Source organism: Streptomyces sp. NPDC054786 (genome assembly GCF_053611685.1).
Genome location: NZ_JBSHAW010000028.1, coordinates 90,536 through 117,019, shown reverse-complemented (window position 1 = coordinate 117,019; position 26,484 = coordinate 90,536). Strand labels below are relative to the sequence as shown.

At 68.3% G+C, this 26,484-nt stretch carries 27 protein-coding genes and 1 pseudogene; 12 read left to right on the top strand and 16 right to left on the bottom strand.

The genetic code is table 11. The features are described from left to right. Positions 1 to 42: 42 nt before the first annotated feature. Complete coding sequence (locus ACWGI6_RS23925; protein ID WP_453269410.1) at positions 43 to 300, top strand: hypothetical protein; 258 nt, start codon at positions 43 to 45, stop codon at positions 298 to 300. A 268-nt stretch (positions 301 to 568) separates the two neighbouring features. Here ACWGI6_RS23925 and ACWGI6_RS23920 read toward each other — a convergent pair whose 3' ends face one another. Continuing rightward, the gene (locus ACWGI6_RS23920) at positions 569 to 1,213 is read right to left on the bottom strand and encodes a CatB-related O-acetyltransferase (RefSeq protein WP_453269409.1); all 645 of its coding nucleotides are present in this window, start codon (positions 1,211 to 1,213) and stop codon (positions 569 to 571) included. A 200-nt stretch (positions 1,214 to 1,413) separates the two neighbouring features. Between ACWGI6_RS23920 and ACWGI6_RS23915 the strand changes: the two genes are divergently transcribed. Next, complete coding sequence (locus tag ACWGI6_RS23915; RefSeq protein ID WP_453269408.1) at positions 1,414 to 2,319, top strand: LysR family transcriptional regulator; 906 nt, start codon at positions 1,414 to 1,416, stop codon at positions 2,317 to 2,319. A gap of 198 nt (positions 2,320 to 2,517) precedes the next feature. On the opposite strand, the gene ACWGI6_RS23910 is transcribed toward ACWGI6_RS23915, so the two are convergent. Further along, the gene (locus tag ACWGI6_RS23910; RefSeq protein ID WP_453269407.1) at positions 2,518 to 3,504 is read right to left on the bottom strand and encodes a L,D-transpeptidase; all 987 of its coding nucleotides are present in this window, start codon (positions 3,502 to 3,504) and stop codon (positions 2,518 to 2,520) included. A gap of 150 nt (positions 3,505 to 3,654) precedes the next feature. Beyond that, the gene (locus tag ACWGI6_RS23905) at positions 3,655 to 4,263 is read right to left on the bottom strand and encodes a nucleotidyltransferase family protein (protein ID WP_453269406.1); all 609 of its coding nucleotides are present in this window, start codon (positions 4,261 to 4,263) and stop codon (positions 3,655 to 3,657) included. A 295-nt stretch (positions 4,264 to 4,558) separates the two neighbouring features. Here ACWGI6_RS23905 and ACWGI6_RS23900 point away from each other — a divergent pair, with 295 nt between their 5' ends. The 5 genes from ACWGI6_RS23900 to ACWGI6_RS23880 all read left to right on the top strand — a co-directional run bounded on the left by ACWGI6_RS23900 (position 4,559) and on the right by ACWGI6_RS23880 (position 9,138). Beyond that, complete coding sequence (locus ACWGI6_RS23900) at positions 4,559 to 5,041, top strand: VOC family protein (protein ID WP_453269405.1); 483 nt, start codon at positions 4,559 to 4,561, stop codon at positions 5,039 to 5,041. Positions 5,042 to 5,332: 291 nt separating this feature from the next. Continuing rightward, positions 5,333 to 5,761: a DUF6188 family protein gene (locus tag ACWGI6_RS23895; protein ID WP_453269404.1), complete on the top strand. Its 429-nt coding sequence runs from the start codon at positions 5,333 to 5,335 to the stop codon at positions 5,759 to 5,761. An 810-nt stretch (positions 5,762 to 6,571) separates the two neighbouring features. Further along, complete coding sequence (locus ACWGI6_RS23890) at positions 6,572 to 6,889, top strand: hypothetical protein (protein WP_453269403.1); 318 nt, start codon at positions 6,572 to 6,574, stop codon at positions 6,887 to 6,889. 3 nt (positions 6,890 to 6,892) lie between these two features. After that, a complete protein-coding gene (locus tag ACWGI6_RS23885) occupies positions 6,893 to 8,527 on the top strand; it encodes an alpha/beta hydrolase (RefSeq protein WP_453269402.1) in 1,635 nt (544 codons plus the stop codon). Further along, a complete protein-coding gene (locus tag ACWGI6_RS23880) occupies positions 8,524 to 9,138 on the top strand; it encodes a hypothetical protein (protein WP_453269401.1) in 615 nt (204 codons plus the stop codon). Before ACWGI6_RS23885 ends, ACWGI6_RS23880 begins: the two co-directional genes overlap by 4 nt. 406 nt (positions 9,139 to 9,544) lie before the next feature. Here ACWGI6_RS23880 and ACWGI6_RS23875 read toward each other — a convergent pair whose 3' ends face one another. Together ACWGI6_RS23875 and ACWGI6_RS23870 are read right to left on the bottom strand one after the other, a co-directional pair. Then, positions 9,545 to 10,993, bottom strand: a complete 1,449-nt coding sequence (locus tag ACWGI6_RS23875; protein ID WP_453269400.1) for a sensor histidine kinase — start codon at positions 10,991 to 10,993, stop codon at positions 9,545 to 9,547. Continuing rightward, complete coding sequence (locus ACWGI6_RS23870) at positions 10,990 to 11,739, bottom strand: response regulator transcription factor (protein WP_453269399.1); 750 nt, start codon at positions 11,737 to 11,739, stop codon at positions 10,990 to 10,992. Before ACWGI6_RS23870 ends, ACWGI6_RS23875 begins: the two co-directional genes overlap by 4 nt. A 178-nt stretch (positions 11,740 to 11,917) precedes the next feature. On the opposite strand from ACWGI6_RS23870, the gene ACWGI6_RS23865 reads away from it, so the two are divergent. Genes ACWGI6_RS23865 through ACWGI6_RS23855 form a run of 3 tightly spaced genes read left to right on the top strand, consistent with a single transcriptional unit; the run spans position 11,918 to position 14,579 of the window. Then, a complete protein-coding gene (locus ACWGI6_RS23865) occupies positions 11,918 to 13,282 on the top strand; it encodes a ferredoxin reductase family protein (RefSeq protein WP_453269398.1) in 1,365 nt (454 codons plus the stop codon). 12 nt (positions 13,283 to 13,294) lie between these two features. Next, the gene (locus ACWGI6_RS23860; RefSeq protein WP_453269397.1) at positions 13,295 to 13,723 is read left to right on the top strand and encodes an FMN-binding protein; all 429 of its coding nucleotides are present in this window, start codon (positions 13,295 to 13,297) and stop codon (positions 13,721 to 13,723) included. Next, on the top strand, positions 13,716 to 14,579 hold the full coding sequence (locus ACWGI6_RS23855) for an FAD:protein FMN transferase (protein WP_453269396.1): 864 nt from the start codon (positions 13,716 to 13,718) through the stop codon (positions 14,577 to 14,579). Before ACWGI6_RS23860 ends, ACWGI6_RS23855 begins: the two co-directional genes overlap by 8 nt. On the opposite strand, the gene ACWGI6_RS23850 is transcribed toward ACWGI6_RS23855, so the two are convergent. Continuing rightward, positions 14,572 to 15,048 (bottom strand): hypothetical protein, encoded by a 477-nt coding sequence (locus tag ACWGI6_RS23850; protein WP_453269395.1) that lies wholly within the window; start codon positions 15,046 to 15,048, stop codon positions 14,572 to 14,574. The two genes, ACWGI6_RS23855 and ACWGI6_RS23850, sit on opposite strands and share 8 nt — an antisense overlap. Before the next feature lie 175 nt (positions 15,049 to 15,223). On the opposite strand from ACWGI6_RS23850, the pseudogene ACWGI6_RS23845 reads away from it, so the two are divergent. After that, positions 15,224 to 15,455: pseudogene (locus ACWGI6_RS23845) on the top strand (transposase); the annotation flags it as partial. A gap of 63 nt (positions 15,456 to 15,518) precedes the next feature. Here ACWGI6_RS23845 and ACWGI6_RS23840 read toward each other — a convergent pair. After that, complete coding sequence (locus tag ACWGI6_RS23840) at positions 15,519 to 15,755, bottom strand: hypothetical protein (RefSeq protein ID WP_453269394.1); 237 nt, start codon at positions 15,753 to 15,755, stop codon at positions 15,519 to 15,521. A gap of 671 nt (positions 15,756 to 16,426) precedes the next feature. Here ACWGI6_RS23840 and ACWGI6_RS23835 point away from each other — a divergent pair. Beyond that, on the top strand, positions 16,427 to 17,020 hold the full coding sequence (locus ACWGI6_RS23835) for an isochorismatase family protein (RefSeq protein WP_453269393.1): 594 nt from the start codon (positions 16,427 to 16,429) through the stop codon (positions 17,018 to 17,020). Positions 17,021 to 17,348: 328 nt separating this feature from the next. Here ACWGI6_RS23835 and ACWGI6_RS23830 read toward each other — a convergent pair whose 3' ends face one another. The 9 genes from ACWGI6_RS23830 to ACWGI6_RS23790 form a co-directional block, all read right to left on the bottom strand. Further along, positions 17,349 to 18,512 carry an oxygenase MpaB family protein gene (locus ACWGI6_RS23830; RefSeq protein WP_453269392.1) on the bottom strand — a complete coding sequence of 388 codons (1,164 nt, stop codon included), beginning with the start codon at positions 18,510 to 18,512 and terminating at the stop codon, positions 17,349 to 17,351. A gap of 45 nt (positions 18,513 to 18,557) precedes the next feature. Continuing rightward, positions 18,558 to 19,610 carry a polyprenyl synthetase family protein gene (locus tag ACWGI6_RS23825; protein WP_453269391.1) on the bottom strand — a complete coding sequence of 351 codons (1,053 nt, stop codon included), beginning with the start codon at positions 19,608 to 19,610 and terminating at the stop codon, positions 18,558 to 18,560. Next, positions 19,603 to 19,884: a hypothetical protein gene (locus ACWGI6_RS23820; RefSeq protein ID WP_453269390.1), complete on the bottom strand. Its 282-nt coding sequence runs from the start codon at positions 19,882 to 19,884 to the stop codon at positions 19,603 to 19,605. The genes ACWGI6_RS23825 and ACWGI6_RS23820 overlap by 8 nt, the downstream gene beginning before the upstream one ends. A 334-nt stretch (positions 19,885 to 20,218) precedes the next feature. Further along, the gene (locus tag ACWGI6_RS23815) at positions 20,219 to 21,037 is read right to left on the bottom strand and encodes an urease accessory protein UreD (RefSeq protein WP_453269389.1); all 819 of its coding nucleotides are present in this window, start codon (positions 21,035 to 21,037) and stop codon (positions 20,219 to 20,221) included. After that, positions 21,034 to 21,735, bottom strand: a complete 702-nt coding sequence (ureG, locus tag ACWGI6_RS23810; RefSeq protein ID WP_453269388.1) for an urease accessory protein UreG — start codon at positions 21,733 to 21,735, stop codon at positions 21,034 to 21,036. The genes ACWGI6_RS23815 and ureG overlap by 4 nt, the downstream gene beginning before the upstream one ends. Before the next feature lie 39 nt (positions 21,736 to 21,774). Beyond that, positions 21,775 to 22,449 (bottom strand): urease accessory protein UreF, encoded by a 675-nt coding sequence (locus ACWGI6_RS23805; RefSeq protein WP_453269387.1) that lies wholly within the window; start codon positions 22,447 to 22,449, stop codon positions 21,775 to 21,777. A 74-nt stretch (positions 22,450 to 22,523) separates the two neighbouring features. Continuing rightward, positions 22,524 to 24,497 (bottom strand): urease subunit alpha, encoded by a 1,974-nt coding sequence (locus ACWGI6_RS23800; RefSeq protein ID WP_453269426.1) that lies wholly within the window; start codon positions 24,495 to 24,497, stop codon positions 22,524 to 22,526. 5 nt (positions 24,498 to 24,502) lie between these two features. After that, on the bottom strand, positions 24,503 to 25,216 hold the full coding sequence (locus ACWGI6_RS23795) for an urease subunit gamma (RefSeq protein ID WP_453269386.1): 714 nt from the start codon (positions 25,214 to 25,216) through the stop codon (positions 24,503 to 24,505). Between the two features lie 612 nt (positions 25,217 to 25,828). Continuing rightward, positions 25,829 to 26,476 (bottom strand): HAD family hydrolase, encoded by a 648-nt coding sequence (locus tag ACWGI6_RS23790; protein ID WP_453269385.1) that lies wholly within the window; start codon positions 26,474 to 26,476, stop codon positions 25,829 to 25,831. Positions 26,477 to 26,484: the final 8 nt, after the last annotated feature.

The following is a 26,484-nucleotide window of genomic DNA, read 5'->3' as shown; positions in this document are numbered from 1 at the left end:
CGGAGGCGACCTCGCGCATATGGCTTGACCACATTCGGCGAGGTGGCCGCATTCGTGACCGGCATGGATGCCGCAACCGAATGGCAATTCCTTGATGGTTTCCGTCAGTTCCTGGCCGCCAAGTCGAACCTCGGCCCCAGCCTCGCCTGGCAGGTACTGGTAATCAGGATGGCCTACCCGGCTGAAGCCGACGAATTCTGGGTAACTGCCTCACGCAGTGAAAGCAGTGAGGCAACCTCAGTCCTCTTCGACGAGCTTCAGTCGTTCTTCGCGGAGCGAGAGACGTCTGGAACGAATTAGCACCGCGAGATGGTGGTTGCAGGCTCTCCGCCCGGAGAGGTACCGCCGGGCGGAGAGCCTGCAGCGCTTTCGGCAAACCCTATTGCCGAGCAGGGAAGCTCATCTCCTGACCACCACCCGTTGCCGCCCGGACTGCCACGGACCGCTGTCCGTACCGGCGTCGCCTCGGCCGATGGCTGCCGTTGCGTCCTGGCGGAACGGGTCCGGTCTCGGTGCTGTCCGCTGGGTGGTGGAGCGCACGAATGCCTGGATACACGGATTCCGCTGTCTACAGATCGTGCTCGGCGGCGATGCGTGCGATGTCCGTGGGAGTTCCGGCCATGATGGCGCGGGCGTGTTCGGTGACCAGGTCGGTAGGCCAGTCCCACCATGCTGCGCGGAGCAGTCGCTGAACGTCGTCGTCGGTGAACCGCTGCCGAATCGGCCTGGCCGGGTTGCCGCCGACAATGGTGTAGGGAGGGACGTCGGCGGTGACCAGAGCGCCGGCCGCGATGATGGCGCCGTCGCCGATGCGCACACCCGGCATGACGGTCGCCTGGTGGCCGAACCAGACGTCATTGCCGATCACCGTGTCCCCGCGACTGGGCATGGCCGTGACGATGTCCAGGGTTTCCTCGGCCCAGCGGCCGCCGAACATGGTGAATGGGAAGGTGGACACACCCACCGCCGGATGCTCTGCGCCGGCCATCAGGAAGCGGGTTCCCGTGGCGATCGCACCGTACCTGCCGATGATCAGGCGCTCCGGCCCGTAGGCGTAAAGCACGTTGCGGTGCTCGAACTCCTTCGCGCCGACGGGGTCGTCGTAGTAGGTGTACTCGCCAACGACGATCTTCGGTGAGGCGACCAGCGGTTTGAGGAACACCACCCGGTCGTGCGCGGGCAGCGGGTGCAGGGAGGTCGGGTCAGGTGCCAAGGTGAGGATCCTTTGCGCGGTCGGTCCGCGGTAGCGGACGATACGGAGAGAAAGAGAGGCGTTCAGGCACGGCCGGCGCTGTTCCCAGCCGGGCGCCGGCGGGGCAGTGGGGCAGAGCCGAGTCTCGTCTAGGCTGGCCGGCCGGAACAACGCTGATTTCCGCACAGCAGTCATAAGCGGGAGTGATAAATGAGGGCGCCGTGGAACTGCGGGACATCGAGATCTTCCTGACGCTCGCCGAGGAACTGCACTTCGGCCGGACCGCGGAGCGGCTGCATCTCTCCCAGGCACGCGTGAGCCAGTCCATCAGCCGGCAGGAACGCCGCTTGGGCGGCGCGCTGTTCGACCGCAGCACCCGCACCGTGACACTGACGCCCCTGGGGCAGCGGCTGTGCGACGATCTCCACCCCGGCTACGGGTTGATCCGCAAAGCCCTGACCCATGCGGTGGAGACTGCCCGCAGTTGCTCCGGGACCGTGCGGCTGGGGGCGATGGGCGCGCTCCCCTCCGAACTGGCCTGGCTGGTGAAGGAGTTCTGCGCCCGCCGCTCCCAGTGCAGTGTGGAGTTCGTGGAGTACCACTTCAGCGATCCGCTCGCCCGGATACGGGCCGGCGAGGTAGCGGCGCAGCTGATGTGGCTCCCGGTGCCCGACCCCCGACTCCGGCTCGGGCCCGTAGTGCTGACGGAGGGCCGGGTCCTGGCTGTGGCCGCAGGCTCCGATTTGGCGTCACGGGCTCGCGTGTCGCTTGAGGACCTGGCCGGCCGGACAGTCCCGGACCCCGGCCCCCGTACTCCCAAGGAGTGGTTCGGGGCGATGTGCCCAGAGCGGACGCCGGGCGGGCGCCTGATCCACCGCGGTCCGCAGGCGAGGACTTTCCACGAGGTCATGGCCCTGGTCGCCACCGGGCACGTGGTCTGCCCGCTCAACGCCCATGTCCCCCGCTATTACACCTACCCCGGAGTGGCGCTGGTCCCCATCGATGATGCGCCACGCACCGAATGGGCGCTCGTCCTGCCCGACTCCGCCCCCGCGCCGCATGTACGGGCGTTCATAGAGACCGCCCGCGAACTCGGGGCGCGCGAGATGGACAGGGGCTGCCCGTGAAGAGCGACCAGGCCGAGCCACAGCTGGTCACGGTTCACGCTCTCCGCGCCCGACAACTGAGCCCGGCAGCAAGAAGCCGGCCCGACCGCATTGCGTGAGTGGTTCCAGAGGATGGCGTACAGGTTCGGCGGCTCCGGCGGTCCGTTGGGATGCCCGTTTCCAGCGGATGCCGCTGACCGGTGTCGGCGCCACAGCGCGTCACAGCGTCGCGGTCGTCCGCTCCCCGGACGCGCTGCCTGCGAGCCACTGGTCCCATCCCAGGTTGAAGTCTGCGTAGCCGTTGTCGGCCGGGGCCTTGGCGCGGGGGGAGCCGGTGATGGTGACCGGGTCGCCCTGCTTGACCTGGCCGTAGAACCACTTGGCTTCCGACATGGACAGATGGACGCAGCCGTGCGAGCCGCGAGCGCTGCCGCTGCCCGGAGTGGGGTCGCCGGTCGAGTAGTGCACGTATGTGCCGGACTGAGTCAGGTGGACGTCCCAGGGCAGCGTCAGGTCGTAGTAGTTGGGGCTGCCCTTGTCGCAGCTGATGCCAACGCTGCAGGAGGTCATATGGACCTTCTCCTGCTTGTCGATGACAGCCATCGTGCCGTTCCACGTCGGATACTGGGCGCTGCCCGCATTGATCGACAAGGTGCGTACCGCCTTGCCGTTCCGGGTCACCTTCATGGTGTGGCCGGTCACCGAGACATCCGCGCGCACATCGTCGCCGACCTTGAAGGTGTGCGTGTAGTCCTTCACGCCGTAGCGTCCGTTGCCGTTGCTGACGCCCTTCATGTCAGCGTCGACCTTCACCTTCGTGCCGGAGGGCCAGTACGTCTTCGGCCGCCAGTCGGCGCGCCTGTCGCCCAGCCAGTGCCAGGCGCCGGTCACGGGCCGCGACGCGCTCACCTTCATGTGCTTCTCGACCGTGGCCCGCGCCTTTGCCGCCACCGGGTTCGTGAAGACCACCGAGATCGGCATGGCCACGCCGACCTTGGTTCCCGTCTGCGGGGTGATCGTCTCCAGCAGCATCGGCGGGCCCGCAGGCTTCGTCGGTGACGGCGAGGCACTCGCACTCGCCTTTCCCGGCGCCTTTGCGTCGTCCCCGCTCGCCTTGTCACCGCCGCCCCCGCCGCAGGCACTCGCGCCCACCAGCATCGCGACCGTGACGAGTGCTATCCCTATGCCTCCCGTGCGCCGTCCCACGACCTGCCCCACTCTCTCGCTCCGCGGCCCTGAGGGGCCCGACTCCTTGTCAGACAACGACGGTATGGGCCGCAGTTGCGTGCGGCCCGTATCTCTTTAGTGATCCATGTCACTCAGACTTCGATGGCGCAGGACAGTTGGATGGGCCCGTCAGCGGGCCGGGACTGCCGGCCAGTCCAGCACAGTGAGTTCGGGCCATTGCTGCCTCCAGCGGGCCGCCTTGGTCTCGTAGACCTCCTGCGGGGCAAGCACCGGATTCGGACGCACGACCAGATTGAACACATCAGCCAGACCGTGCGGCGCGTAGACGCGCCACCGCCCGTCAGGCTCCAGGCGGACTCCCACACAACAGGTCGTCGCGGCGAAGCAGTCAATGGCCGACTCGGTGGACGTGTGCGGGTCACAGGGCACACCGAACTTCTGCTCGTACCAGAGGTGGACGCGCGCCTCGTTTCGGATCTCGACCTGGGTGGGGAGCCCCCCAAAGGCTTCCTGACCTGCCTTGATCACCGCATCCTCGGCCTCCCATGACAGGTCGCTGTCGTCGAAGTAGAAGACGTCATAGTCCTTGATCCCGCTGTTCGGCGACCTGTCCGTAACGACGTTCCATACGGTCTGGAACAGGCACCCGGCGGTCAAGTACCAGCCCGGCAGGCCCATCGCCGCGGCCCGGGACAGTACCTCCAACAACACGTCGTTGCGGGATAGCACCGCTTGCAGAGCAGCGCTTTGCTCGTCGAGAGGAAGGCGACTGATCACTCCCTATGCCTACCACCCGCCACAGACACTGCCTGCAGACTCAGGGTTCCATCCTGAAACGGTCAGTTGGCGCGGCGTTGCGTTCGGGCCTTGGCCGTTGGCGTTGACGACAGCGGTGTCCTCATGACTGACCAAGGAACGACCGCTGTTGAGGACCCGTCGATGCGACCGGCATCTTGTCGCAGGTTCGGGCTGCGCTGGGGCGATCGAGAATGTCAGGCGCTGGTCGTCGCTTTCCTGCGCCTGTCCTGATCGGCCTGTGCACGGCGCGTAGCGTGTCGGCATGGGTCTGGTGATGCGTGTAATCGAGCTGGAGTGCGCTGACCCCCTCAAGCTGGGGGAATTCTGGAGCGCTGTTCTGGGCGCTCCCGTAGGGCCAGGGGCGGACGGTGTGCACATCGCGCTCGGGGGCGAGGGGGAACTGTCGCTGTATCTGGTGGAAGAGCGTGGCAGTCAGCGGCCGCGGAGCCGGACGCGGTTGTGGCTCAACCCGGTGCAGGGGGCGCTGGTTGAGGAGGTCGCCAGGCTGACCGCTCTGGGGGCCACCGTCGTGGACAGGCGCCGGACGAACAGCAGTTGTGACTTGGCCTTGGTGGCGCTGGCCGATCCTGAGGGCAACGAGTTCTGTGTCGAGTCCAGCGACCGGGAGGTCAGCGAAGCGGTGCGCCGCTTCGAGGACCCTGAGGACGACCTGGACGACCTGGACGACCTGGACGACTTGGATGGCCTGGACCCCGGGGCCGAGACCTCGGCTGTCATCAGGATCGAAGGCTCATAGGCCCGGTGCCGGGCCAGCCGGAGTGACGGCCGGCCCGGCTGAATGGTCAGCCGCCTTGTCCCACGTTCCTGCGAGCCTGCGGATTGGAGCCCACACCGCTTCATCGTCCACGAGACGGCTGAGGTCCGCCATCTGCACCCGCTCCAGCCAGTCCGACAGGACCAGGGCCTCATCCGGGTGAGCTTGATAGTGATCTGCTCGTTGTCCACAGCCGGAACATAGTTCTGACCATGCCGCCCTGGCACCGGAAATCCCATGGCTCTCGACTGTCGAATCAGCCAAAGTGCAGTAGTGAGCACTGAAGAGAGTCCCGTCGAACTCGAGGACCGGTGGATCCTGAACCTTCGCGGGATGAGCGTCACCAAGATCAGCGTGGACTTCCGGCTCGTGCTGGTCCTCAACTCGGACTGGGAAATCGCACTGGAAACACCCGTCAACCTCTCGCACGGGACAGTCCACGCCAGCCCGTCCGTGCTCCTGAAACCGGAATCGCAGGACGTCGCAGCGGCTCTCGCACTCTTCGGAGCGAAGGTCCTGTCGGCGGTCGCGTTCAAGTCGGGCACGCTTCGTCTCGTTTTCGACACAGGACACCACCTGAGCTGCTCGTCAGATCCGTCCTTCGAAGCGTGGCAAGTCACGGGCCCGGCAGGATGGCACTTCGTATCGCTGCCCGGAGGCGACCTCGCCGTCTGGGCCCGCTCAGGAGCGAGCGAGTCCTAGCCTCGACTCGCGAGGCGGCAGGCACGGGACTCGCGGTCTGTCTCAACGAACCGAGTCCATGCGTCTCACCCAATCCAGTCCACGCAGGTCAGCGGCACGAGGACGACTCACTTCAGTGAGACAGGACAGCGCTCCCGCCTCCCACGTGTCCCCAGCTCGGCGCTCCCGGCTGCCGCAGGAACCGTAGTCCTGCGGCAACAATCGGCGTTCGCATCGCTCAATCTGGTGTGCACAGGGGGAGGGGCCCACCGTCAACAAGTCCACGGCAGCCAGAGACCACCTACTGCATCGGTCCCTGTGATCCGCCGGCTTCCGTCTCGGGAGTCTGACTGAGGCCGACGACGAGCACCGCGAACGCGCCCCGGCCGAATTCGCTGGCCTGGCTGTGCCCAGCCCTGTCCGTGCCACTGGAAGATACGAGGGTGCTGCCGACCACGGCGTTATCACCCGGGCGGCACCTTCGAAAGTGCAACAGTCGTAGGGGCGATCCCCCGCTACGGAGGCTGCCCGCCAACGGCCTTGGGGGCGGAAAAAGTGGCCCTGTGTGGGCCCGAATCCCGGACACAGATGCAGCACTCGCAGGGCGCTACCTCACGGGGGTCGAAGGACCAGTCCGAGCTCTCTCAGCACGCCCTCGATCGGACGACCGTGCCTGCGTGACAAGCGCCGACGTCGTCAGCAGCTTCGCGCCGTTCGGCTCGCTGATCTGCGGATTTTCAGCCGAAGTCGCCCACCTGCGCAACCAGCTCACGAGCCTCGATGTCATGATCATGCAGCTACATATCCATTCAGCAGGGGGAATACAGGACTATGTCCAACGGCAGCATCTCGGTCAGACCCGAGGAACTGCGGAGGGCGGCTGCCGCCGCCGACGCCGTAAGCCACGATCTCCAGGACCCCATCACCACCGCCAAACGCGACATCGAGGCAGCCGGCACCGCGATGAAGACCTGGTACATCGGCCCGGACATGGAACGGGTCGCCCACGACTGGGGCATGGCACTCGATGAACTGCGCCAACGGATCGGCGGCGGCAACCCCGACAGCGCGGCATCCCGCCTGCGGCGCACCGCGGACGGCCACCAGTTCAACGAAGATGCCACCGTTCAGTCGTTCCAGGTGCGGTGACCCGTGCCCGAAAACTTCAAAGAACTGCTCAAGCAGGACTTCTCCGATCTCGAAGCCGCCATCAGGTCCTGGCAGAAACTGGCCAAGGCCCTGGAGGACGCCCAGGGCCGGCACCGGCACAAGGTCACCGGCCCGCTGCACGCCAGCGAGTGGCAGGGCGTCGACTCCCGCTACGCCTTCATGAAGATGGAGGCGAGCGAGAACCAGCTCGGCACCGCGCAGTCCGACGTCACCTCCATCACCACCATCCTGGACACCGTTCACGTGGAGATGAAGCAGGCCCAGGACACCCTGCGTCAGAGCGTGCGCACAGCCGAGGCCGACGGATACGCCGTCGACGACCACGGCAACGTGACGGACGGCAGGCCATGCCCCACCGGCAACGCCGACGAGGACGCGCAGGAAGACCATGCCCTGCGTGTCGCCGTGATGGCCGGCTACAAGAACGACATCCAAGCCGCCCTGGACCAGGCCGGCACCGCCGACTGGAAGGGGATGCAGCTCCTCCAGAAGATCGACGCCTTCACCCTCGACAAGGACTACGGCGCCCAGGCCGCGAAGGACGGCGCCCGCCAGGTCGCAGACTTCGCCCACCTCGACGAGGACTCCATACCTTCCAAGAAGGACCCGAAGGAGAACGCCAAATGGTGGGCGGGCCTTTCAGAGCAGGAGCGACAGGAGTACATCGACGCCTACCCCGACAAGATCGGCTGGCTCGACGGCATCCCCAGTACCGACCGTGACGAAGCCAACCGCAAGGAGGTGGACCTCTCGCTGGCGAACTATGACATGAAGAAGCAGAGCGGCGAGTTGGGCATCCACGACCAGCGGCAGTACGAGGGCCTGCAGAAGCTGCAAACGGCGCTCGACAAGGCTGACGGTAGCGACGACAACAAACGGCTCTACGTACTGGGGATTGACACGAAGGGCGATGGCCGGGCCCTCGTCTCAAAGGGAAACCCCGACACCGCCCACAACGTTGCCGTACAGGTCCCGGGCACCGACAACGACCTGGTGAACGTCGATGAGCAGATCGAGCGGGTAGACCGGCTGCAGAAGGCGTCCAGGCAGAGGGGCGGCGACAGCACTGCGGTGGTGTCATGGCTTGGATACGACGCCCCCGAAACGGACGCCAGCATGTTCACGACCGGACGTGCTGACCCGGCCGGCGGTGATCTAAGAAGCTTCACGCACGGACTGCGCGAGTCGCATCAGGGAGAACGTGCCCACATGACCGTGCTCGGCCACAGCTACGGATCAACCGTGGTGGGCGTCGGTGCATCCCAGAGCGGCGGCCTGGATGCCGACGACGTCATCGTGGTCGGCAGCCCCGGAATGGCAGTGGACCACGCCAAGGACCTGAACATGAACCCCGACCACGTCTGGGCCGGCTGGGCGCCCGACGACATCGTCTCCACCGACGCCTCAGGCAAGACCCTAGGAGAAAATCCTGCGGAGAGGGAGTTTGGAGGCAAGGTGTTCGACGTGGACACCTCGGGGCACGGCGGCTACTGGGACAAGGGCAGCGAAAGCCTCGCCAACCAGGGCCGCATCATCGCGGGAATGCCTCCCGGAGATGGGAAGTATCGCGTGCACCCCCACCCCCACCCGCCTAAGACTGAGGGGTCCGACTGGTGACCGGCCGCATCCGCCGCCACAGCCGTATCAGCGTGCTCACACTCGTAGCCTTGCTCGCATCTGGAGGATGCATGACCGACTCCGGGAAGAACGATCCGCTGCCCGTCAAGAGCAGGGACGGAGCCGAACGCTCGGCCCGCACACTGATCGACTCACTAGCCAGCCAGTACGGCCTTACGGCCGACGACAAAACGGTGGACAAGGAGTTCTACGAGTGCTTCGGCAGGAACCACGAGCATGCCACCGACGGCCGCTTTGACCTCTCCTACTCCGCCCGGGCGGCGATTTCAGGAGACGAGCACGGGAAGGCCTTGCGCGCCATGCGCAAGAAGCTCAAAACCGCGGGCTACAAGATCAACGGCTACCGCGAGAAGCCATCGCAAGCGCTCATGGACGCCAAAGGCGGCAGCGACAACCTCTTCGTCTCGGTGGAGACATATGGACGCGGCAACGCACTCGTCTTCTCAGTGGAAACACCCTGCTTCCTGCCCCCCGGCGTGAAGCAGGAACAGATATCGGCTCCCGTCCCCAACGCCACCCCGGTGGCTCCCGTGCTCGCGGGCGAGCCGGCAGTCTCGGCCAACGGCTTCCCCGACAACCCCTTCGGCTAACCGCGCCCGCCGACAGCCCCCAGCGCCCACGGACGTTGGTGGTGGCAAGAAGATCCGACGAGCGCTGGTGATGCCCAGGCGCCCCGGAGACAGCGGAGCAGGTGATGACGCCGCTATCACCGCAGTCCGACTGCCACTCCTCACCAGTGGGTGCATAGGCACCGGATACGCAACAAGGCCCGGCCTCACCGCATGATGGCGGTGAGGCCGGGCCGTTGTGGTGCTCGGGTCGGAGAATGATGGCCGGCGACCTGCACCACCGTCCGGGCCGGGACAGGGCACCCCGTCCGCCCCCTCGGCGGAGGCAGGGAGCGGCAGTTCGCGGCAACCCCATGGTGCCCGAGGGCCTTCGTGGTCGGGCAGACGTCTTGGCTGAGGTGCCGCACTCCAGGGGCGGCCGTCGAGGCTACGGCTTCTCGACGCGGGGGAGCCACACCTGGAATGCGGTGTAGCCGGGGCGGCTGGTCAGGGCGACGCGCCCGCCGTGTGCAGTGGTCACCGCCTGGGTGATGGCCAAGCCCAAGCCCGTGCCGCCCGCGCTTCTCGAACGCCCGTTGTCGGTGCGGACGAACCGGTCGAAGACCTCGGACTGCAGCTTTTCCGGTACGCCGGGTCCGTCGTCCTGGACCAGGATTTCCACCTCGTGGTCCCATTCGGTGAGGCCTACCGTCACCCGGGTGCCCTGCGGAGTGTGGGCGCGGGCGTTCGCGAGCAGGTTGGTGAGCACCTGCTGAAGTCCGCGCTGATCGCCCCGGAGCACCACGGGTTCCTCGGGAAGCTGCAGTGCCCAGCGGTGTTCCGGCCCGGCGGCGTGGGCGTCGCTCACCGCGTCGAGGACCAGACGGGTCAGGTCCACCGGCTCGGTCGCCAGCGGGCGCCCCGCGTCCAGCCGGGCGAGCAGCAGCAGATCGTCCACGAGCTCACCCATGCGCACGGATTCGCAGCGGACCCGGCCGAGGGCGTGCCGCACCTCTTCCGGCACCGGCCCGCGGCTGCGCAGCGCCAGCTCCGCGTGCCCGCGGATCGAGGCCACCGGGGTTCGCAGCTCATGGCTGGCGTCGGCAGCGAACCGGCGCAATCGCTGCTCGCTGGCGAGCCTGCGGGCGAGTGACTCCTCGACGTGCTGAAGCATCCGGTTGAACGCGCCGCCGACCCGGCCCACCTCGGTTCGTGGGTCGGTGTCCGGGACGCGTGGAGGCATCGCCACCTCGCCTCCGGCGAGCGGTAGTTGAGCCACCCGCGAGGCGGTGGCCGCCACCCGCCGCAGCGGGCGCAGCGACAGCCGGACCCATACCGCGCCGGCGATCCCGGTGACCAGCAGCGCGGCCCCGAAAACCACCGCCTCCACCAGCTCCAGCCGGCTCACGGTGTCCGCGACGGGTTGCAGCGGCAGCCCGGTGATCAGCACATCACCGGCCGAGCCACGGACGCCCATCACCCGGTACTCGGCGAGCGTGGAGAGCCGGATACTGCGGCCCCGGGCGTCCGCGGGCACCTGTGCCAGCACCCGGCGGTCGGCGGCGGTGAGCGGCACCGGGGTCTCGGTCCGCTCGCCGACCACGGCGGCCCGGGTCACCGATCCGCCCAGCACACAGGCGCCGAAGGTGCCGGCGGCCTGTCCGCGGGTGTCGGGGCCACCGTTGTTTCCGCCGGAGGCCCCGGCCGGGTCCAGGCTCGCCGGGAAGTGGCCGCCGATGGCGGTCAGCTGCTGATCGAGCCGGCGTATCAGGAAGCCTTCGAGGGCGGTGGTGGTGGCCACGCCGACCGCGAGGCAGCTCAGCGCCAGCAGGGCCACCAGCCCGACGGTGAGCCGTGCCCGGAGGCTGCGCAGGGCCGGGAGGGTGGGGAGTTTCATCGCGGGTCCGACTTGAGGACATAGCCGACCCCGCGCACAGTGTGGATCACTGGGGAGCGCCCGGCATCGATCTTCTTGCGCAGATAACTGATGTAGAGCTCGACCACATGCGCCTGGCCGCCGAAGTCGTAGCTCCACACCCGGTCGAGGATCTGGGCCTTGCTGAGCACCCGCCGAGGGTTGCGCAGCAGAAAGCGCAGCAGCTCGAACTCGGTCGGCGTCAGCTCCACCACCTGTCCGCCGCGAGACACCTCACGGGCGTCCTCGTCCATCACGAGGTCGCCGAAGGCCAGCAGCTTCGTGGTGTCCGTGGTCCGGGTCATGCCGGCCCGGCGCAGCAGCCCACGCAGCCGGGCCAGTACCTCCTCCAGGCTGAACGGCTTGGTGACGTAGTCGTCGCCGCCCGCGGTGATGCCGGCGATGCGGTCCTCCACGGCATCGCGGGCCGTCAGGAACAGCACGCACACCCCCGGCGCCTGGGCGCGCAGCCCCCGCAGGACCTGGAGCCCGTCGATGTCGGGGAGCATCACATCCAGCACCACCGCGTCTGGCCGGAAGTCATGGCCGGTGCTGAGCGCGTCCTCACCGGTGCCTGCGACGCGGACCTCCCAGCCCTCGGAGCGCAGTACGTCGGAGAGGATTCCGGCCAGGTCGGGTTCGTCGTCGACGACGAGCACCCGCACCGGCGTGCCGTCGGGATGGCGCAGACCGGGCGGGGCGGAGGAGGAGGCATCGGGCGTGTACATGGTCCCGGCAGTATCCCGCCTCAATCTCTGCGTTTTCTCTGAGTCCGCTTCCGAGGGCCCGTAGCTCCCCTTTTCAGCGGAAACCCAGAAGTTGCGCTGCCACGGTGTGCCGACCGACGGGGCCGCCGCCTGACGCAGACCTCGCCGGCGGCCCGATCCGTTCGCCGAGGGAGTCCTCATGACCGCCGCCCCGCACACCCGCACCAGCAGGTACGTTCCGCGACACGCGCCACCGCCGGCCCGGCGCGTTCCCCCGGAAGGGGTCCTGGTGGTGGTCTATGGCGGTGCCGTCGCCGTGCTCGCCCTGTGGTGGCGCCACACACCGTCGGTCGTCGGCCTGGACGGCTGGCTGACCGGCGCGGGCCGGATCACCGGGCTGCTCGCGGGCTATGCCTGCGCGGTCCTGCTCGCCCTGATGGCGCGGGTGCCGGTGCTGGACCGGGTGGTGGGTACCGACCGGCTCGCCCGCTGGCATGCGACGGGCGGGCGGTACACCGTGTTCCTCGCCCTCGCCCACACCACGCTGATCATCTGGGGCTCCTCGATCACCGCGCGAACGAACGTGATCGACCAGACGACGACCCTGGTGTTCCAATACCAGGACGTACTGTGGGGCACGATCGGGCTGCTGCTGCTCGTCGGTGTGGGGGTGGTGTCCGCCCGCGCCGCACGCCGCCGCATGAGCTATGAGACCTGGCACTATCTGCACTTCTGCACCTATCTCGCGGTGTTCCTGGCCTTCTTCCACCAGCTGTCGAACGGCGAGGACTTCGTGGCCGACCGGCCGGCCCAACTCGCCTGGTACACGCTGTACCTCGGGGTGGCGGCGCTGCTGCTGTGGAATCGCTTTCTCACCCCCTTGCGGCGGGCGCTGCGGCACCGACTGCGAGTCGCCGAAGTCCACCCGGAGGCTCCCGGGGTCGTCTCGGTCTACCTCACGGGAGAGCGACTGGGAGAACTAGGCGCGCAGCCCGGTCAGTTCTTCCGCTGGCGCTTTCTCGCACCCGGCCAGTGGTGGACCGCCAACCCGTTCTCGCTCTCCGCGCCGGTCGACCCGCGCCATCTGCGGATCACCGTGAAGGAGGCCGGCGGCCACAGCCGGGCGGTGGCCCGGCTCCGGCCCGGCACGCGGGTGTGGGCGGAGGGGCCCTACGGAGCCTTTACGGCCGCCCGCCGCAGCAGTTCGAAGGTGCTGCTGCTCGGCGGCGGTGTCGGCATCACCCCGCTGCGGCCGCTTTTCGAGACCTTGCCCGGCGAGGTGACCCTGGTGTACTTCGCGCGGCGCGTGGAGGACCTCGCGCTGCGCAGCGAGCTGGACGACATAGCGGCGGTCCGCGGCGCGCGGGTGCACTACGCGGTCGGCGAAGGGGCCGGGAACTCCCTGCCGCTGACGGCGGACGCGTTGTGCGACCTGATCCCGGACCTGGCCTCCCATGACGTCTACCTGTGCGGGCCGCCGGGGATGACCGAGGCCGCCAAGAGCGCCCTGCGCGGCGCCGGAGTACCGCGCCGCCGCATCCACCACGAGTCGTTCGCGTTCTGAGGAGACCGCACCGTGAACCGAGCAGTTGCCGCAACCACCGCCACCGTCGCAGGTCTGTTCCTGATGCTGGCCCTGAAACCGCACCAGACTCCGACGGCCGCAGCCGCCCCGCCGGCCGGGCCCGCCCCCAGTGCGTCACCGAGCGCCGTCCCACCCACCCGGGAGCGCGACGGGACTTCGGGGACCTTCACCGGGGACACCATCGACACCAGGCGCGGCCCGGTGCAGGTGCGGGTCACCCTGGTCAAGGGCAGGCTCACCACGATCGCCGTGCTCAAGGGCGAGCACGACGAAGGCGCCAGCGCCCATGCCGTACCCCGGCTCACGCAGGAGGTGCTGGCCGCGCAGAGCGCGGAGATCGACGCCGTGTCCGGTGCGACGTTCACCAGCCAGGGCTATATCTCCTCGCTCCAGAGCGCACTGGACCGTGCCCATGGCTGAGCCCGGCGCGGTGCGCCATGCCGAGCACGCCATGGGCACCGTGTTCTCCTTCGACATCCGCGGCGCACCAACCCGCGCGGTCACTCGGGCACTGGCCGACGCCGTGGCCTGGCTGCACCGGGTGGACGAGGTCTTCTCGACCTACCGTCCCGGCAGCCAGATCAGCCGCCTGGGCCGTGGCGAGCTGACGGAGCATCAGTGCGACCCCGAGGTGGCGGAGGTCCTTGAGCTGTGCCGGGCCGCCGCGCGCTCCAGCGACGGCTGGTTCTCCGCCACCCCCGGAGGCCGCCTCGACCCGTCGGCCGTGGTCAAGGGCTGGGCGGTCGAGCGTGCCTCGCAGCTGCTGTACGGCGCGGGCGCCCGCCATCACAGCGTCAACGGCGGCGGTGACATCCAGACCCGGGGCGAGGCCGCGCCCGGCCGACCCTGGCAGATAGGTGTCGCCCACCCCCTGTGCCGCGGGGACCTCACCACTGTGGTCACCGGCCGGGACCTGGCCGTCGCGACGTCCGGCACCGCCGAGCGCGGCCCGCACATCCTCGACCCGCGCACCGGCCGGCCGGCGACGGACCTTGCGTCCATCACGCTGGTCGGCCGCCACCTCACCGAGGTGGACACGCTCGCCACGGCCGCCTTCGCCATGGGCGACGCCTCTCGTGAGTGGCTGCGGTCGCTGGACGGGATCGAGGCCTTCGCAGTCACCGCGGACGCACAGGCGTGGTGGACACCCGGCTTCGCCGCGTACGGGCGGTGCCCAGCAGGACAAGGAACCCGCACACCCCAAGAGGTGAGAGGCCGTAGCGGCGGCATTTTGATCCAAATGACGTCCCCGGGACGTGCCCTGCGGATCATCTGAGTTCGTAGATGTGTGTCGTTGACTCTGACGCCCAGTGGGCGAGCATCGAGCTGTTGCTACCGGACCGGTCGCCGAGGCGGGGTGGGCGGTGGCCGTGACGGATGCCGTCGTAGAAGCCCCTGGTGGTCGGCGCCGATGGCAAGGACTCGATCGTAGCGAAGTTCGCCGGGCGCCTGCCCGGCGGTACGAGAACGCACGGTTGGGCTATCTCGCGCACTTCCGCAATCTTCCGCTGCACGGCGGGATCGGTCACACCTGGTTCCTCGAGCCCGATATGGCGTACGCATTTCCGAACGACGACGGGGTGACGGTCATCGCGGTGCTCCCGGACAAGAAACGGCTGCCGGCCTTCCGGGAAGACCTGGAGGGCAGCTTCGTCGAATTCGTCCGCGCCCTGCCCGAAGCGCCGCCCATCGACTCCGCCGAGCGCATCACGAAGATCACCGGTACGGTCAACTACCCGCTTCACAGCCGCAAGTCGACCGCACCGGGCGTCGCGTTCATCGGCGACGCCGCCCTGACCGGCGATCCCCTGTGGGGAGTGGGACGTGGGTGGGCTCTGCAGTCCGCGCAATGGTTGGCGGAGGCGGTCGCCTCGGCCGCAACCGGTCGGGGCGACCTCGATAGGTCGCTCATGGTGTACGCACGCAGGCACCGGCCGGCTGGTGCCGCACCGCTGCCGCAAGGGCGGAAAACGGCCCGCCTGGAAGCAAGCACACAACACGTCCCACCAACAGGAACGAGCCCGCGTCGAGCACGTCTTCGCACGCATGAAGTACTGGAAGATTCTGCGCGATGGCCGCCTCAAGGGCGACGGCGTCCACCACGCCATGCGCGGCATCGCCCGCCTCCCACAACCTCAAACTCGCCGGATGAGCGCACAGCCCACCAACCCAACGACCGCGCCCCACCCGCCAAAGGCCGTTTACGGGACAGCTCTCAGTCGTGGTTGTTTCCGCGGGCCCGGCGAGCCGCATCCTCCCGCTTGTTCCTGAAGTACTCGTGTTTCCGCTTGATGGCCTCACGCCGGCGCCGCGCTTCGTCTTCCGCCAGCTGCGCCACTGCGTTCTTGCCGGGCAGGGTTTTCCCCACACCCCACTTCGTCAGCGCTGCCAGTCCGGCGAGTGCAGCCAGACCCGCCAGCCCGGCCAGCGTCGTCGGCTTCGGGCCGTTCATCGTTGCTCACCCCTCAGAACCGGGCCAGCTGCCTGCCGGCATTGCTGTGTGATGTCCACCCTGTCGTCTCCCCCCGCCCCGGCTTGTCGTGACGAGGAGGCTCTCAGTTCTGAAGCAGCCTGTACAGAGCGGTTCCGCGCGGCGGGCTTAGCCCCTTCTGAGAAAGTCACCGAGCCCACCCGGCCTGTCAGCCATGGCAACCAGCGGATCGATCACCAGCGACTGCACGAGAGGTCGCTGTGGACAGGCTGAACCAGCCTCGATGTCCCGTGCGGCGCCGTCAGCCCGACCGATCCCGGTTGCGTGAGCCGGATGGTTGCTGGTCATGGCGGCTTCGATGTGGTTGGCAGCGGTGGCATCGGCGTTGCAGCCCCCGGCAGCGGGAAGATCGGCTCCACCGACCTTCCCGTCCCTGGTCGATGAAGCCCTGACTTCGTCGGCGTCGTGCATCGATCCTGAGGTGAACCTGCTGGTCCGGGCGGGTGACGCAGGCCGCGTTGACCGCACGGTGGCCGGTAGACCTGGGCAATGACCAAGGGAATGGACTTTGTGCACGGACACCGTCGTTTCCTGCACCTCGGTCGCGTAGAGCGAGCGGTTCCGCATCTTGGGCCGGTCCAGGTTTCCGAAGTGGTTATTTCTGTGTTCCACAGTGCTGAAGGGTGTGCGTGATGAGCCGTGGCTTGATCGTCGTGGATGTGCAGAACGACTTCTGCGAAGGAGGCAGCGTTCCCGTCGCGGGAGGCGCGCGGATCGCCTCGGCGATCGCGGAACTGGTTGAGCGGAGTGCGGGGCGTGGCTACCAGTACGTTGTGGCCACCCGGGACCATCACATCGATCCGGGCAGCCATTTCTCCGAGACCCCGGACTTCCAGGACAGCTTCCCCGTCCACTGCGTGGCAGGGAACGAAGGCGCTGAATTCCATCCCCATTTCGCACCTGTCGTCACGGACGGCAAGGTGCACGCCGTCTTCTTCAAGGGGGCTCACAGTGCCTCCAAGAGCGGTTTCGAAGGCGCGGACGCGGAGGGAACCTCCCTGGCGGACTGGCTGCGCACCCGTGGGGTCGAGGACGTCGATGTGGTGGGCATCGCGACGGACCACTGTGTGCGTGCGACCGCCCTGGATGCCGTCGCGGCAGGGTTTCGCGCACGCGTACGCCTCGACTACTCGGTCGGGGTTGCCCCGCACACAACAGTGGCCGCCCTGGACGACTTCCGCCAGGCAGGTGTCGCGGTATCCGGCGAGGCACCGAGCCCGGGATAGTCCTGGCACCGGTTCGAGGCGCGGCATGCATCCTTTACGCCGACGAGCAGCATTACTACTCCTCGATGTCGGCGCGCTGATCCGCGACCGCTCGTCCGGGCCGTGAAGCCGAGCATCAAAAACATCTGTCAGGGCGTCGGCGCACCGAGCCCAGAAGCTGTGCCCCGCGGTTTCTTCCGCAGTCTCTTTCCGGCCTGCGGATGCCGGCGCGACGTCCCGGTCCGTTCTGCCTCTTGTGCAGGCTTCGAAGCTGCCACCGGCCAGGGCGTACGGTGCAGATCGGCGGAGGCGCGACCGGCCCGCCTCCGGAGGTGACGCGCGGTTGGTCTTACGTGGTGACGCTCGGAGCGGGCGGTGTCCAGCGGCTGGTGCGGGGGGTGGCGGAGGTGACGCCGAAGTCCTTCTTGAGCTGTTCGGGGATGGCGTAGTGCATGACCCGGCCGCGGGTGAGAGAGCTGAGTTCGAGCAGGGTGGTGAAGTGGCCGAGGCGGTCCAGGGCCCATGCCCCCAGGGGGGAGTGGTCCTCGATCCTTTCGAGCATGCCGAGCAGCGCAGGTGCGGCTTTGATGGCGGTGTCCCAGGCGGTGCGGGGTACGTCGAGCCAGTCGGCGCAGGTGTCTCCGATGAGGTAACGGATCAGCGCTCCGACGACGGGGTCGAAGAGGGTGCCGGGCACGACCTCTTCGTACAGGTCGATGAGCTGGCGGGTGAGATGGGCGCCTTCATCGGAAGGGCCCATATAGCGGGTCATGTAGAGGTCGAAGAACTGGCGGGCGGTGTCGAGGTCCTTGGGGACGTGATCCTGGTCGACGCCGAGCATGGCGCCGACCACGCGCCAGGCGTAGAAGTATGCCTCGGCTCCGTCGATGCTCATGTGGATACCCAGGCGGTGCAGGCTGTCCAGGACCAGCAGGGAGAAGAGCATCTGCCCGCCGATCATGTCCTCCTGGCAGATGGGGGTGCCGAGGCCGGCGGTGTCCCAGCGGTCTTCGCGCTGGAGATGGTGGCGGATGGAGGCGTGCAGCAGCCGGACCTTTTGCGCGGCCGGGATGAAGCGGCTGCCCGCTTCGAAGGCGCCGGGCTGCATGAGGTAGACCGTGAACTGTCCGGTCTCCGCCATGCGCTTGGAGGGGTACTTCAGGGAGTGGGTGGTACTGAGCAGCTTCGCGATGTGCGGGATGACGTAGCAGGCGGGCATGGAAGCGAACGACAGCGCGGTGGAGATGTGCACGTTGTTGTCGATGAAGAACAGGCGTGCCTGCTCCATCTCGCCCCAGTCCACCCAGTCCGGCGGTGCGCCGGTGGCGTGCAGGTATTCGCGGGCCACCTCCGGCAGACCGTCGGGCGGGTCCTGGCCGGCGGTGGAGAGGTAACGCATGAGGGTGTTGAACTTCCCCACTTCCCCCCGCCTGAACAGGGTCGCGACGGTCGCGTCGGCGAGCTCGTCTCCGACCTGCCGGAGCGTATCCATGGATGCTGCGGTGTAGGTCACACGGCTCCTTGCGGGCGGACTCGGTGAACGTCGAGGACGCTCGGGTCAGTTGCGGCGAACGGTGGCGGTCTGTGCCAGGCCGGCAAGTGCGCGGGCTGAATCGGCCGGCAGATGGGCCTGGTGCAGGGCGGTGGTGGCGGCCTGCACCCGTTCAGTGATCATGTGCTCGACGCGGGCGGGGGCCTGGGTGGCGTGCATGATCTCCCGAACCCGTGCGACCGACGCCTCGTCGAGGCTGCGACGCCCCAGCATCTTGCGCAGCTCATGCCGTTGCGCACCGGTGGCGTCCTGCCAGGTGAGCGCCAGTAGCGTGGTGGGGCGGTGCGCGGCGATGTCGTCCCCGTTTGCCTTGCCGGTGCGGTCCGGGTCGCCGAACAGTCCCAGCAGATCGTCGCGGAGCTGAAATGCCTCGCCCAGGGGGAGCCCGAAATCAGTGAAGAGTTCCCGCAGTTCTTGGGAGGCTCCGGCCAGCGCCCCGCCGATATGCAGAGGGTGCTCGACGGTGTACTTGGCGGTCTTGTAGCGGATCACCTGCAGTGAAGCAGCAGTATCGGGGCGCCCGCCCGTACGCAGGATTTCCAGGCATTCCCCGGCCACCAGTTCACGGGCCAGCACCGCCCATAGCGGGCGTGCTCGCGAGAGATAGGCGGCGGGCAGGCCGCAGGTGGTGAACAGCTGCCCGGCCCACGACATCAGCAGGTCACCCACCAGCATCGCCAGCGAACGGGCCGCGGCCTTCGGACGCGGGCCCTCGGCCACTGCGGTCCGCAGCCCGAGGTGAGCTGTGGGCAGACCGTGCCGAAGCGCGCTGTTGTCGATCAGATCGTCATGGACGACGGCCGCTGCATGGACGAGTTCCATCGCGGCAGCAGCCCGGACCAGGGCGTCGGAGTCCGGCTGCCCGGCCGCCCGCCAGCCCCAGTAACAGAACGCTGCCCGCAGACGCTTTCCGTGCGTCGTGATGACCTGAAGCTGCTCAGCGACGGGAGCCAGCTCCTCGTCGATCGCCAGCAGGTGATCGACTTCGTTCTCGACAAAGCGCTGCAGTGCCTCGTCCACGCGGGGCTTGAAGGCAGCCTGGTTGCTGCTGTCAGTCATCGGCGGAGCCACGGCGGGCAATGACGTGCTGGGCCAGCACCTCCAGATGCGCCGGTGCGCCGGCGGCGAAACGGTCCAGGGCCAGACGTCCGCGGGCTTTGAGCTCCTGCCGCCCTTCGTCTGCCAGCTCGCCCATGTCCGCGCGGCCGAGCAGCCCGCGCACGCCACGCAGGGCGGTAGTCAATCCGCTGACCGCCATGTCGGCGATACCCGCCGCCAGTAATGCCGCATCGTTCCCCCTGGGAACGTGCCCAGGCCCGATTCCGTGCGTCATGCCGCCCCCTCATTCACAGGCAAGCTGCCGACAGGCAGTACCAACGGGCCGACGCCTCTGATAAGCCACCGGTGCCCCCGCAGGCAGCCTGCCCCGGAAGCTCCCGCGACACGACGGGAACCACTGATCGGGCGACTCATCAAACTGGCGTGCTTGTGCGTTGTTGATCCGCACTTCGCCGATCGGATGTGGTGAGTTCCATGCGGCGTTCCTCAAGGGTCCCCGTCCGACAGGTCCAGGGCGCCTTGGCGGGCAGTCCGGGTTTATCTGCCTGGACGGTGAAGTCGATGTGCGCCAGGCCATGTTGGGCGCCGACCGTGGGCGACGGATCGGTTCACGCCTTCCTCGGTGTCCTCATCCGTGCCGTGTCGAGGAGGCGACGCAGGCGGAGGCCATCCGGGGCGAGGGCAGTGACGAGCGCGGCGGGTCCCGCGAGTGGTGTCAGGATGGCTTGGCCGTCTTCCGGCTCGTCGACGAAGAGCTGGACGCCGGGGGGCTTGCTTTCGAAGGCCGGGTCGGCGATGAGGATTTGCCCGGTCGCCCGGTGGTCGGCGAGGACGGCGGGGCCGTCCCAACCGGGTGTGTCCGGACCGTACTCGGTTTCCTGGTCGAGGAGCAGGTGCCCGCCGCGTCGGACGGTGAGTCGGGTGGCCACATGGCCGGGCGGTTCGCCGGTACGTCCGAGTACCTGCTCTTCGCGCAGCACGAGCCGTGCGGTGGGGGCGAGGTGGACGGTCCACGTCTGCCGCAGATTACTGCCGGCGGCACAGATCAACGGCTTGGGCAGCCAGTGGAGCTCCGCGTCCTCTGCCACGGTCAGGTGTACGTCGTAGGTGGCGTGTTCCGGGGTGGGGCCTGGCAGGGCGAGGGTCGCAGCGGCAGAGGTGATGTGGAGGGCCGCGCCCTGCTGGGCGGTGGCTTCGATGCGCAGCCGGTCACCGCCGAGGGGGGCGCACATGGCGCCGACCACGCACACGCGCGCCTCGCTGCCGCGCGAGCGCAGGCGCCGGAGTTCGAAGGGACCGTCGCCGTCGAGGACCGGCAGGGTGGTGGTACCGCCCCTGGCGGCTGCCGTGATGCGGGCGGTGGCTCGTACGCCTGCGGCAGATGCCGGACAGGCCGCCGGCGCGGTGTGTTCGGTTGCGAGGGTCATGCGGGGCCTTCGCTCCAGTGGGTGAGGCGTTCGCGGACCCAGTCGGCGACCGGTTTGACGCCGCCCTCGGTCTTGAGGGAGGTGAAGGCGACGGGGAGGGTGCCGCGCTGGGTCTTTGCATCGCGGGCCATGCCCTCCAGGTCGGATCCGACGTAGGGGGCGAGGTCGGTCTTGTTGACGACCAGGAGGTCGGCGGTGGTGACGCCGGGGCCGCCCTTGCGCGGGATGTCGTCGCCACCGGCTACGTCGATGACGAAGATCTGCGCGTCCACCAGCCCCTTGGAGAAGGTTGCGGTGAGATTGTCACCGCCGGACTCCACCAGGACGAGGTCGAGGGGGCCGACCTCGTCTTCCAGGTCCTCGACGGCTTCGAGGTTGGCGGAGATGTCGTCGCGGATGGCGGTGTGCGGGCAGGCGCCCGTTTCGACGGCTTTGATGCGCTCGGGCGGCAGCACTGCTTCACGCAGCAGGAAATCGGCGTCCTCGCGGGTGTAGATGTCGTTGGTGACGACGGCGATGGACATCTCGGCGCGCAACGCCCGGCACAGGGCGGCGACTGTGGCGGTCTTGCCCGAGCCGACCGGTCCGCCCAGGCCGATCCGCAGGGCGCGGCGGGTGCCGTCGGGGCGCTTGGGGGCGGCGGCGCTGTAGGTGTGCCGGTGGGGAAACTTCTCGTCGAGATCGTGACCGAGGTGCATGCGCATTCCCGTCTTGGGCGAGGTCTTGTGGTGTGGTGGTCAGGAGGCGAACAGGCGTACCGGCCAGGCGGCGTGGTGCTGGGCGGTGATGTCCAGCAGCGGCGCGGAGGCGGCCGGCAGCGCGTCGATGCCCTCGTCGCGGATGCGCTGGGCGGCATCGGCGGCGGCTGCGGCGATCTGGTCGAGTTCTGGGGCCAGGCGGGCGAGGACAGCGGTGGCGTCGAACGGGTCCAGGCTCAGCAGCCGGACCGTCGCCGTGGCCGGTCCGCTGACGGTTTCGTACGCCGCGGCACAGGCGGCGTCCAGTGGCGCCAGCCCGGCCGACCGGGCGGCCAGGCCCAGCACCACCGGCTGGTGCGCGCCCTGCGGCCGGGCCGTGGCCAGTTGGTCCAGCTCGGCCGACGGCCACGTGGCGCGGGCGGCGCGCATCATCTGCCGCCCGAGTTTGCGCGCGGTGGTCCGAAGGGCCTGCACGGGGGTGCGGGCGTCGGCGGCCTCGTCCAGCTGAAGCGGATCGTGCCCCGCGGCGGCCGCGGCGGCCAGCGCCGCCGCGACCAGGCCCGCAGTATGCAACCGTCCCCGGCAGAAGTCCTCCAGCGTCTCCGCATCCCTGATGCGGCCCGCGGCGACGGCCGGTTCGGCTCCGCCGGAGTGGGCATGCCCTCCGGCCGGGAACCGGCCGTCGGCCAGGACGAACAGCGCGGCACGGTTCATGGAGCGCAGGCCCACCTTTCCTTCGTTTCTCCGCTATTGGATTTCTGCGTCACCGCTGGGTGTCTCTTGGCGGATCAGAAGAGGAAGTACCTCTGGGCCATGGGAAGTTCGGAGACGTAGGCACGGTCGACGATCTGGCCTTCGACAAAGGTCGTCACATCCGTCACCTTCGCTCCGCCGATGATGACCTCGTAGGTATCGGGATCGATGCGGACGTCGGGGGTGGCGTTGTTCTCCTTCATGTGCGCCTTGAAGACGCCACGCGTGTCCTTGATGGCCTTGAACCGCTTGTTCAGCGTGCGGCCCTTGGACAGGTTCTTCTTGACGGCCCGCTCGGTGACGAAGTTGTAGGAGATGGAGGCAGGAGCCAGGCCGGTGGCCCCCCACATGGGGCGCGGCAGGACCGGCTGCGGCGTGGGAATGGACGCGTTGGCGTCGCCCACCTGCGCGTAAGCGATCTGCCCGCCCTTGATGACCATGTGCGGCTTGACCCCGAAGAACTTCGGTTCCCACAGCACCAGGTCGGCCAGCTTGCCCGTCTCCACCGACCCGACGACGGCATCGATGCCCTGGGCGAGGGCCGGGTTGATGGTGTACTTCGCGACGTACCGGCGGGCGCGCCTGTTGTCGGCCAGCGGCGGCTCAGGCTCCGGCGTCTCGTCCACCGGCGTCTCGCCCTTCGCCTTCTTGCCCTTCGGCTTGTTCTCCGGCCTGTCCGCGGGCTGGTCTTCTTCCAGGAAGCCGCGGCGTACCTTCATCACGTGCGCGGTCTGCCAGGTACGCATGATCATCTCGCCGATGCGCCCCATGGCCTGGGCGTCCGAGGACATGATGGAGATGGCGCCGAGGTCGTGGAGGATGTCCTCGGCGGCCATCGTGGAGGGCCGGATCCGGGAGTCCGCGAAGGCCAGGTCCTCGGGGACGGCGGGGTTGAGGTGATGGCAGACCATCACCATGTCGAAGTGCTCCTTGACCGTGTTGACGGTCAGTGGCCGGGTGGGGTTGGTGGAGGCGGGCAGCACATTCGGCTCGCTCACCATCTTGATCATGTCGGGGGCGTGGCCGCCTCCTGCGCCCTCCACGTGGAAGACGTGGAGGGAGCGCTTTTTGATGGCGCCGAGGGTGTCCTGGACGAAGCCGGCCTCGTTCAGCGAGTCGGCATGGAGCGCCAGCTGGACACCGGTCTTCTGACACACCTGCAGGCACTTGTCGATGACGGCGGGGGTAGCACCCCAGTCCTCGTGCACCTTGAACCCGATGACGCCGGCATCCACCTGGTCGAGCATGGACTCCGTGGACATCGTGGCGCCCTTGCCGAGCAGCCCGATGTTGACCGGGTAGGCGTCCAGCGCCTCAAACGTACGGTCGATGTGCCAGGACCCGGGCGTCACGGTGGTGGCGGTGCTGCCCTCCGCCGGGCCGGTGCCGCCGCCGATGAGCGTGGTGACACCCGCGGCCAGCGCCTCATCGATCTGGTCGGGGCAGATGAAGTGGACGTGCGTGTCGATCCCGCCGGCGGTAAGGATCCTGTCCTTGCCCGCGATGACCTCGGTGTCGGGACCGATGACGAAGTCGGTGGGCTTCGGGCCGACACCGTTGTGGCTGAGCCCGTCCTCGTGCAGACGGTTCATCGTCTCGGGGTTGTACGCCTTGCCGAGCGCGACGATGTCGCCGTCGCGGATGGCGACATCGGCCTTGACGATGCCCCAGTGGTCCAGGACGACAACGCCGGTGATGACGGTGTCAGGGGGGAGGGCCGCCGTACCGCCGGCTGACGTCTCCGTCTTGCCCTTGCCGGGGTCGCGCGGCACGACGGACTGCCCCATCGATTCACGGATGACCTTGCCGCCGCCGAACACCATTTCGTTGCCGCTGCGGCCGGGTCCGCCCGACCAGTCATCCTCGATCTTGATCCGCAGTGCCGTATCGGCGAGACGGATACAGTCGCGGGTCGTCGGGCCGAACCGGTCGGCGTAGTCGGACCGGGGCAGCGGGTCGAAGGGCGTTTTCTCTTCCGGGCAGCAGGAGCAGTTGGGGCACTCAGCCATCGAATTCACACCCGCTCCTTGTCGAACGAACCCTTGGTGTTGTCCAGCGAGCCATTGATCTTCTCGGGCAGACCCTTGATCTTGCCGCGCAGACCGTGGACCACGCGCTCACCTTCGATGGGTACGAGCTCGACTTCTTCGGTGATGCCGGGCTCGAAACGTACGGAGCTGCCGGCGGGAATGTTCAGACGCTTGCCCCACGCCATCTTGCGGGGGAACTTCAGCCCGTCGTTGGCCTCGGCGAAGTGGTAGTGGGATCCGATCTGGACGGGCCGGTCCGTCGGGTTTTCGACCGTCAGCTTCGTGATGCGGTCCAGTTGCCCGGGGCCATCGTTGAAGGCGATCTCCTCGTCGCCCTCCCGCTGGGAGAAGTCCACCTTCCCCGGGGAGATGTTCGGCTCTTCGTCCTTGCCCACTTCAGGGAAGGGGCCGTGGAGGGTGACCAGCTTCGTGCCGTCGGGGAACGTGGCCTCCACCTGCACGTTCTCGATCATCTCCGGGACACCCTCCATCACCTCCTCCCGGGCAAGAACCTTCCGCCCGGAAGACATCAGGTCGGCAACGGTTCTGCCGTCCCGGGCCCCCTCAAGGACGTGCACGATCAACAGCGCCATCGTTTCGGGATAGTTGAGCCGAACCCCACGGGCCCGCCGCTTGTCGGCGACATCCGCCGCCAAATGAATCATCAAGCGTTCTTGTTCATGCGGAGTCAGGTGCACAGCCACGCCCCTCTGTTCGCCCCTGCCCAGAACTTCTGTCCTGGGCCCGCGTGTTGGGAACGGCCATCCGCCATCGGCGCGGGGGCGAGGCCTCCACGGCAATTCACCCCGTGCCACCGGCGCAGCACAGCTTCCGCCCTCGATCGCTCGGCCCCAACCCGACGTGGGACCATCCTGATCACGCCGGCAGAGCAGAAACGGCACTCCTCCCGGCCAGCACCCAAAAGAGTGGTAATGGCTTTCCATTCGGGGCCGACGGCGCTCTTCGGGGAGTGGGCGTGAACGATCAGAGTTGCTTCGCTTTCGTATCCACTACCTCAGCCTGACGGTGGCCTGGAAGGGTCGGGGTATGCCTGACATTTCATCATCTTCGCCAGTCCTCGGGCCGGAGGCGGTGCTGCCGTGGGCGCGGGAGGGGCGTTCGGTGACGGCTACCCGCGGGAGCGTCGCCTGTCGCGGCTCGGCTGAACGCGGGGACCGGTACCGAAGAGTTCCCGGCCACCGCGGCCGGATACCGCGAACTGCTTGAGCGGGCCGGCGGCTTGGGCACGGTACGGCGGGCCGGGGCGGAGGGCACCGGCTCCTTCGGAGCAGCCCTCTCCCGGAGCGTCGTCAGGTGGCGGCGCCGTCGCCCCCGTCCGCCCCTTCCGCCACATAGCGCTCCAGCCAGGAGGGAAACTCCGTCAGGTCGGCGAGCACCACTTCGGCGCCGGCGTTGCGCAACTCCGTGGCGTCGCACGGGCCGGTGGCGACCGCGACGGACAGCGCGCCCGCGGTGTGCGCCCCGACGACGTCACCGATGTGGTCGCCGACGTAGACCTGCGCATGGTGCTTGCGCAGCGCCTCGGCCTTGCCTGCCGCCCACAGGGAGCCGAAGAGGGCGTCCGCGTCGAGGCCGAGGTGTTCCAGGTGCAGCTTGGCGTTGGGCTCGTACTTGGCGGTCACCACGATCGCCCGGCCGCCCGCCGCGTGGATCGCGTCGATGGCCTCCCGGGCGCCGGGCATGGCGGGCGTCGGCGCGACCGCGTACTGCGGATACAGCTCGCGGAAGAGAGCGGCGGTCTCCGCCACCCGCTCCTCGGGGAACCAGTGGCGGATCTCATGCTCCAGCGGGGGCCCCAGCCGGCTCGCCGCGAGGTCGGCGTCGATGAAGGTGCCGGTCCTGGCCGACAGCTCCTGATAGACGGCCTTGATGCCCGGGCGCGAGTCGATCAGCGTCATGTCGAGGTCAAAGCCGACCGTCAGAGAGTGTGCAGCCATGCCTGCCA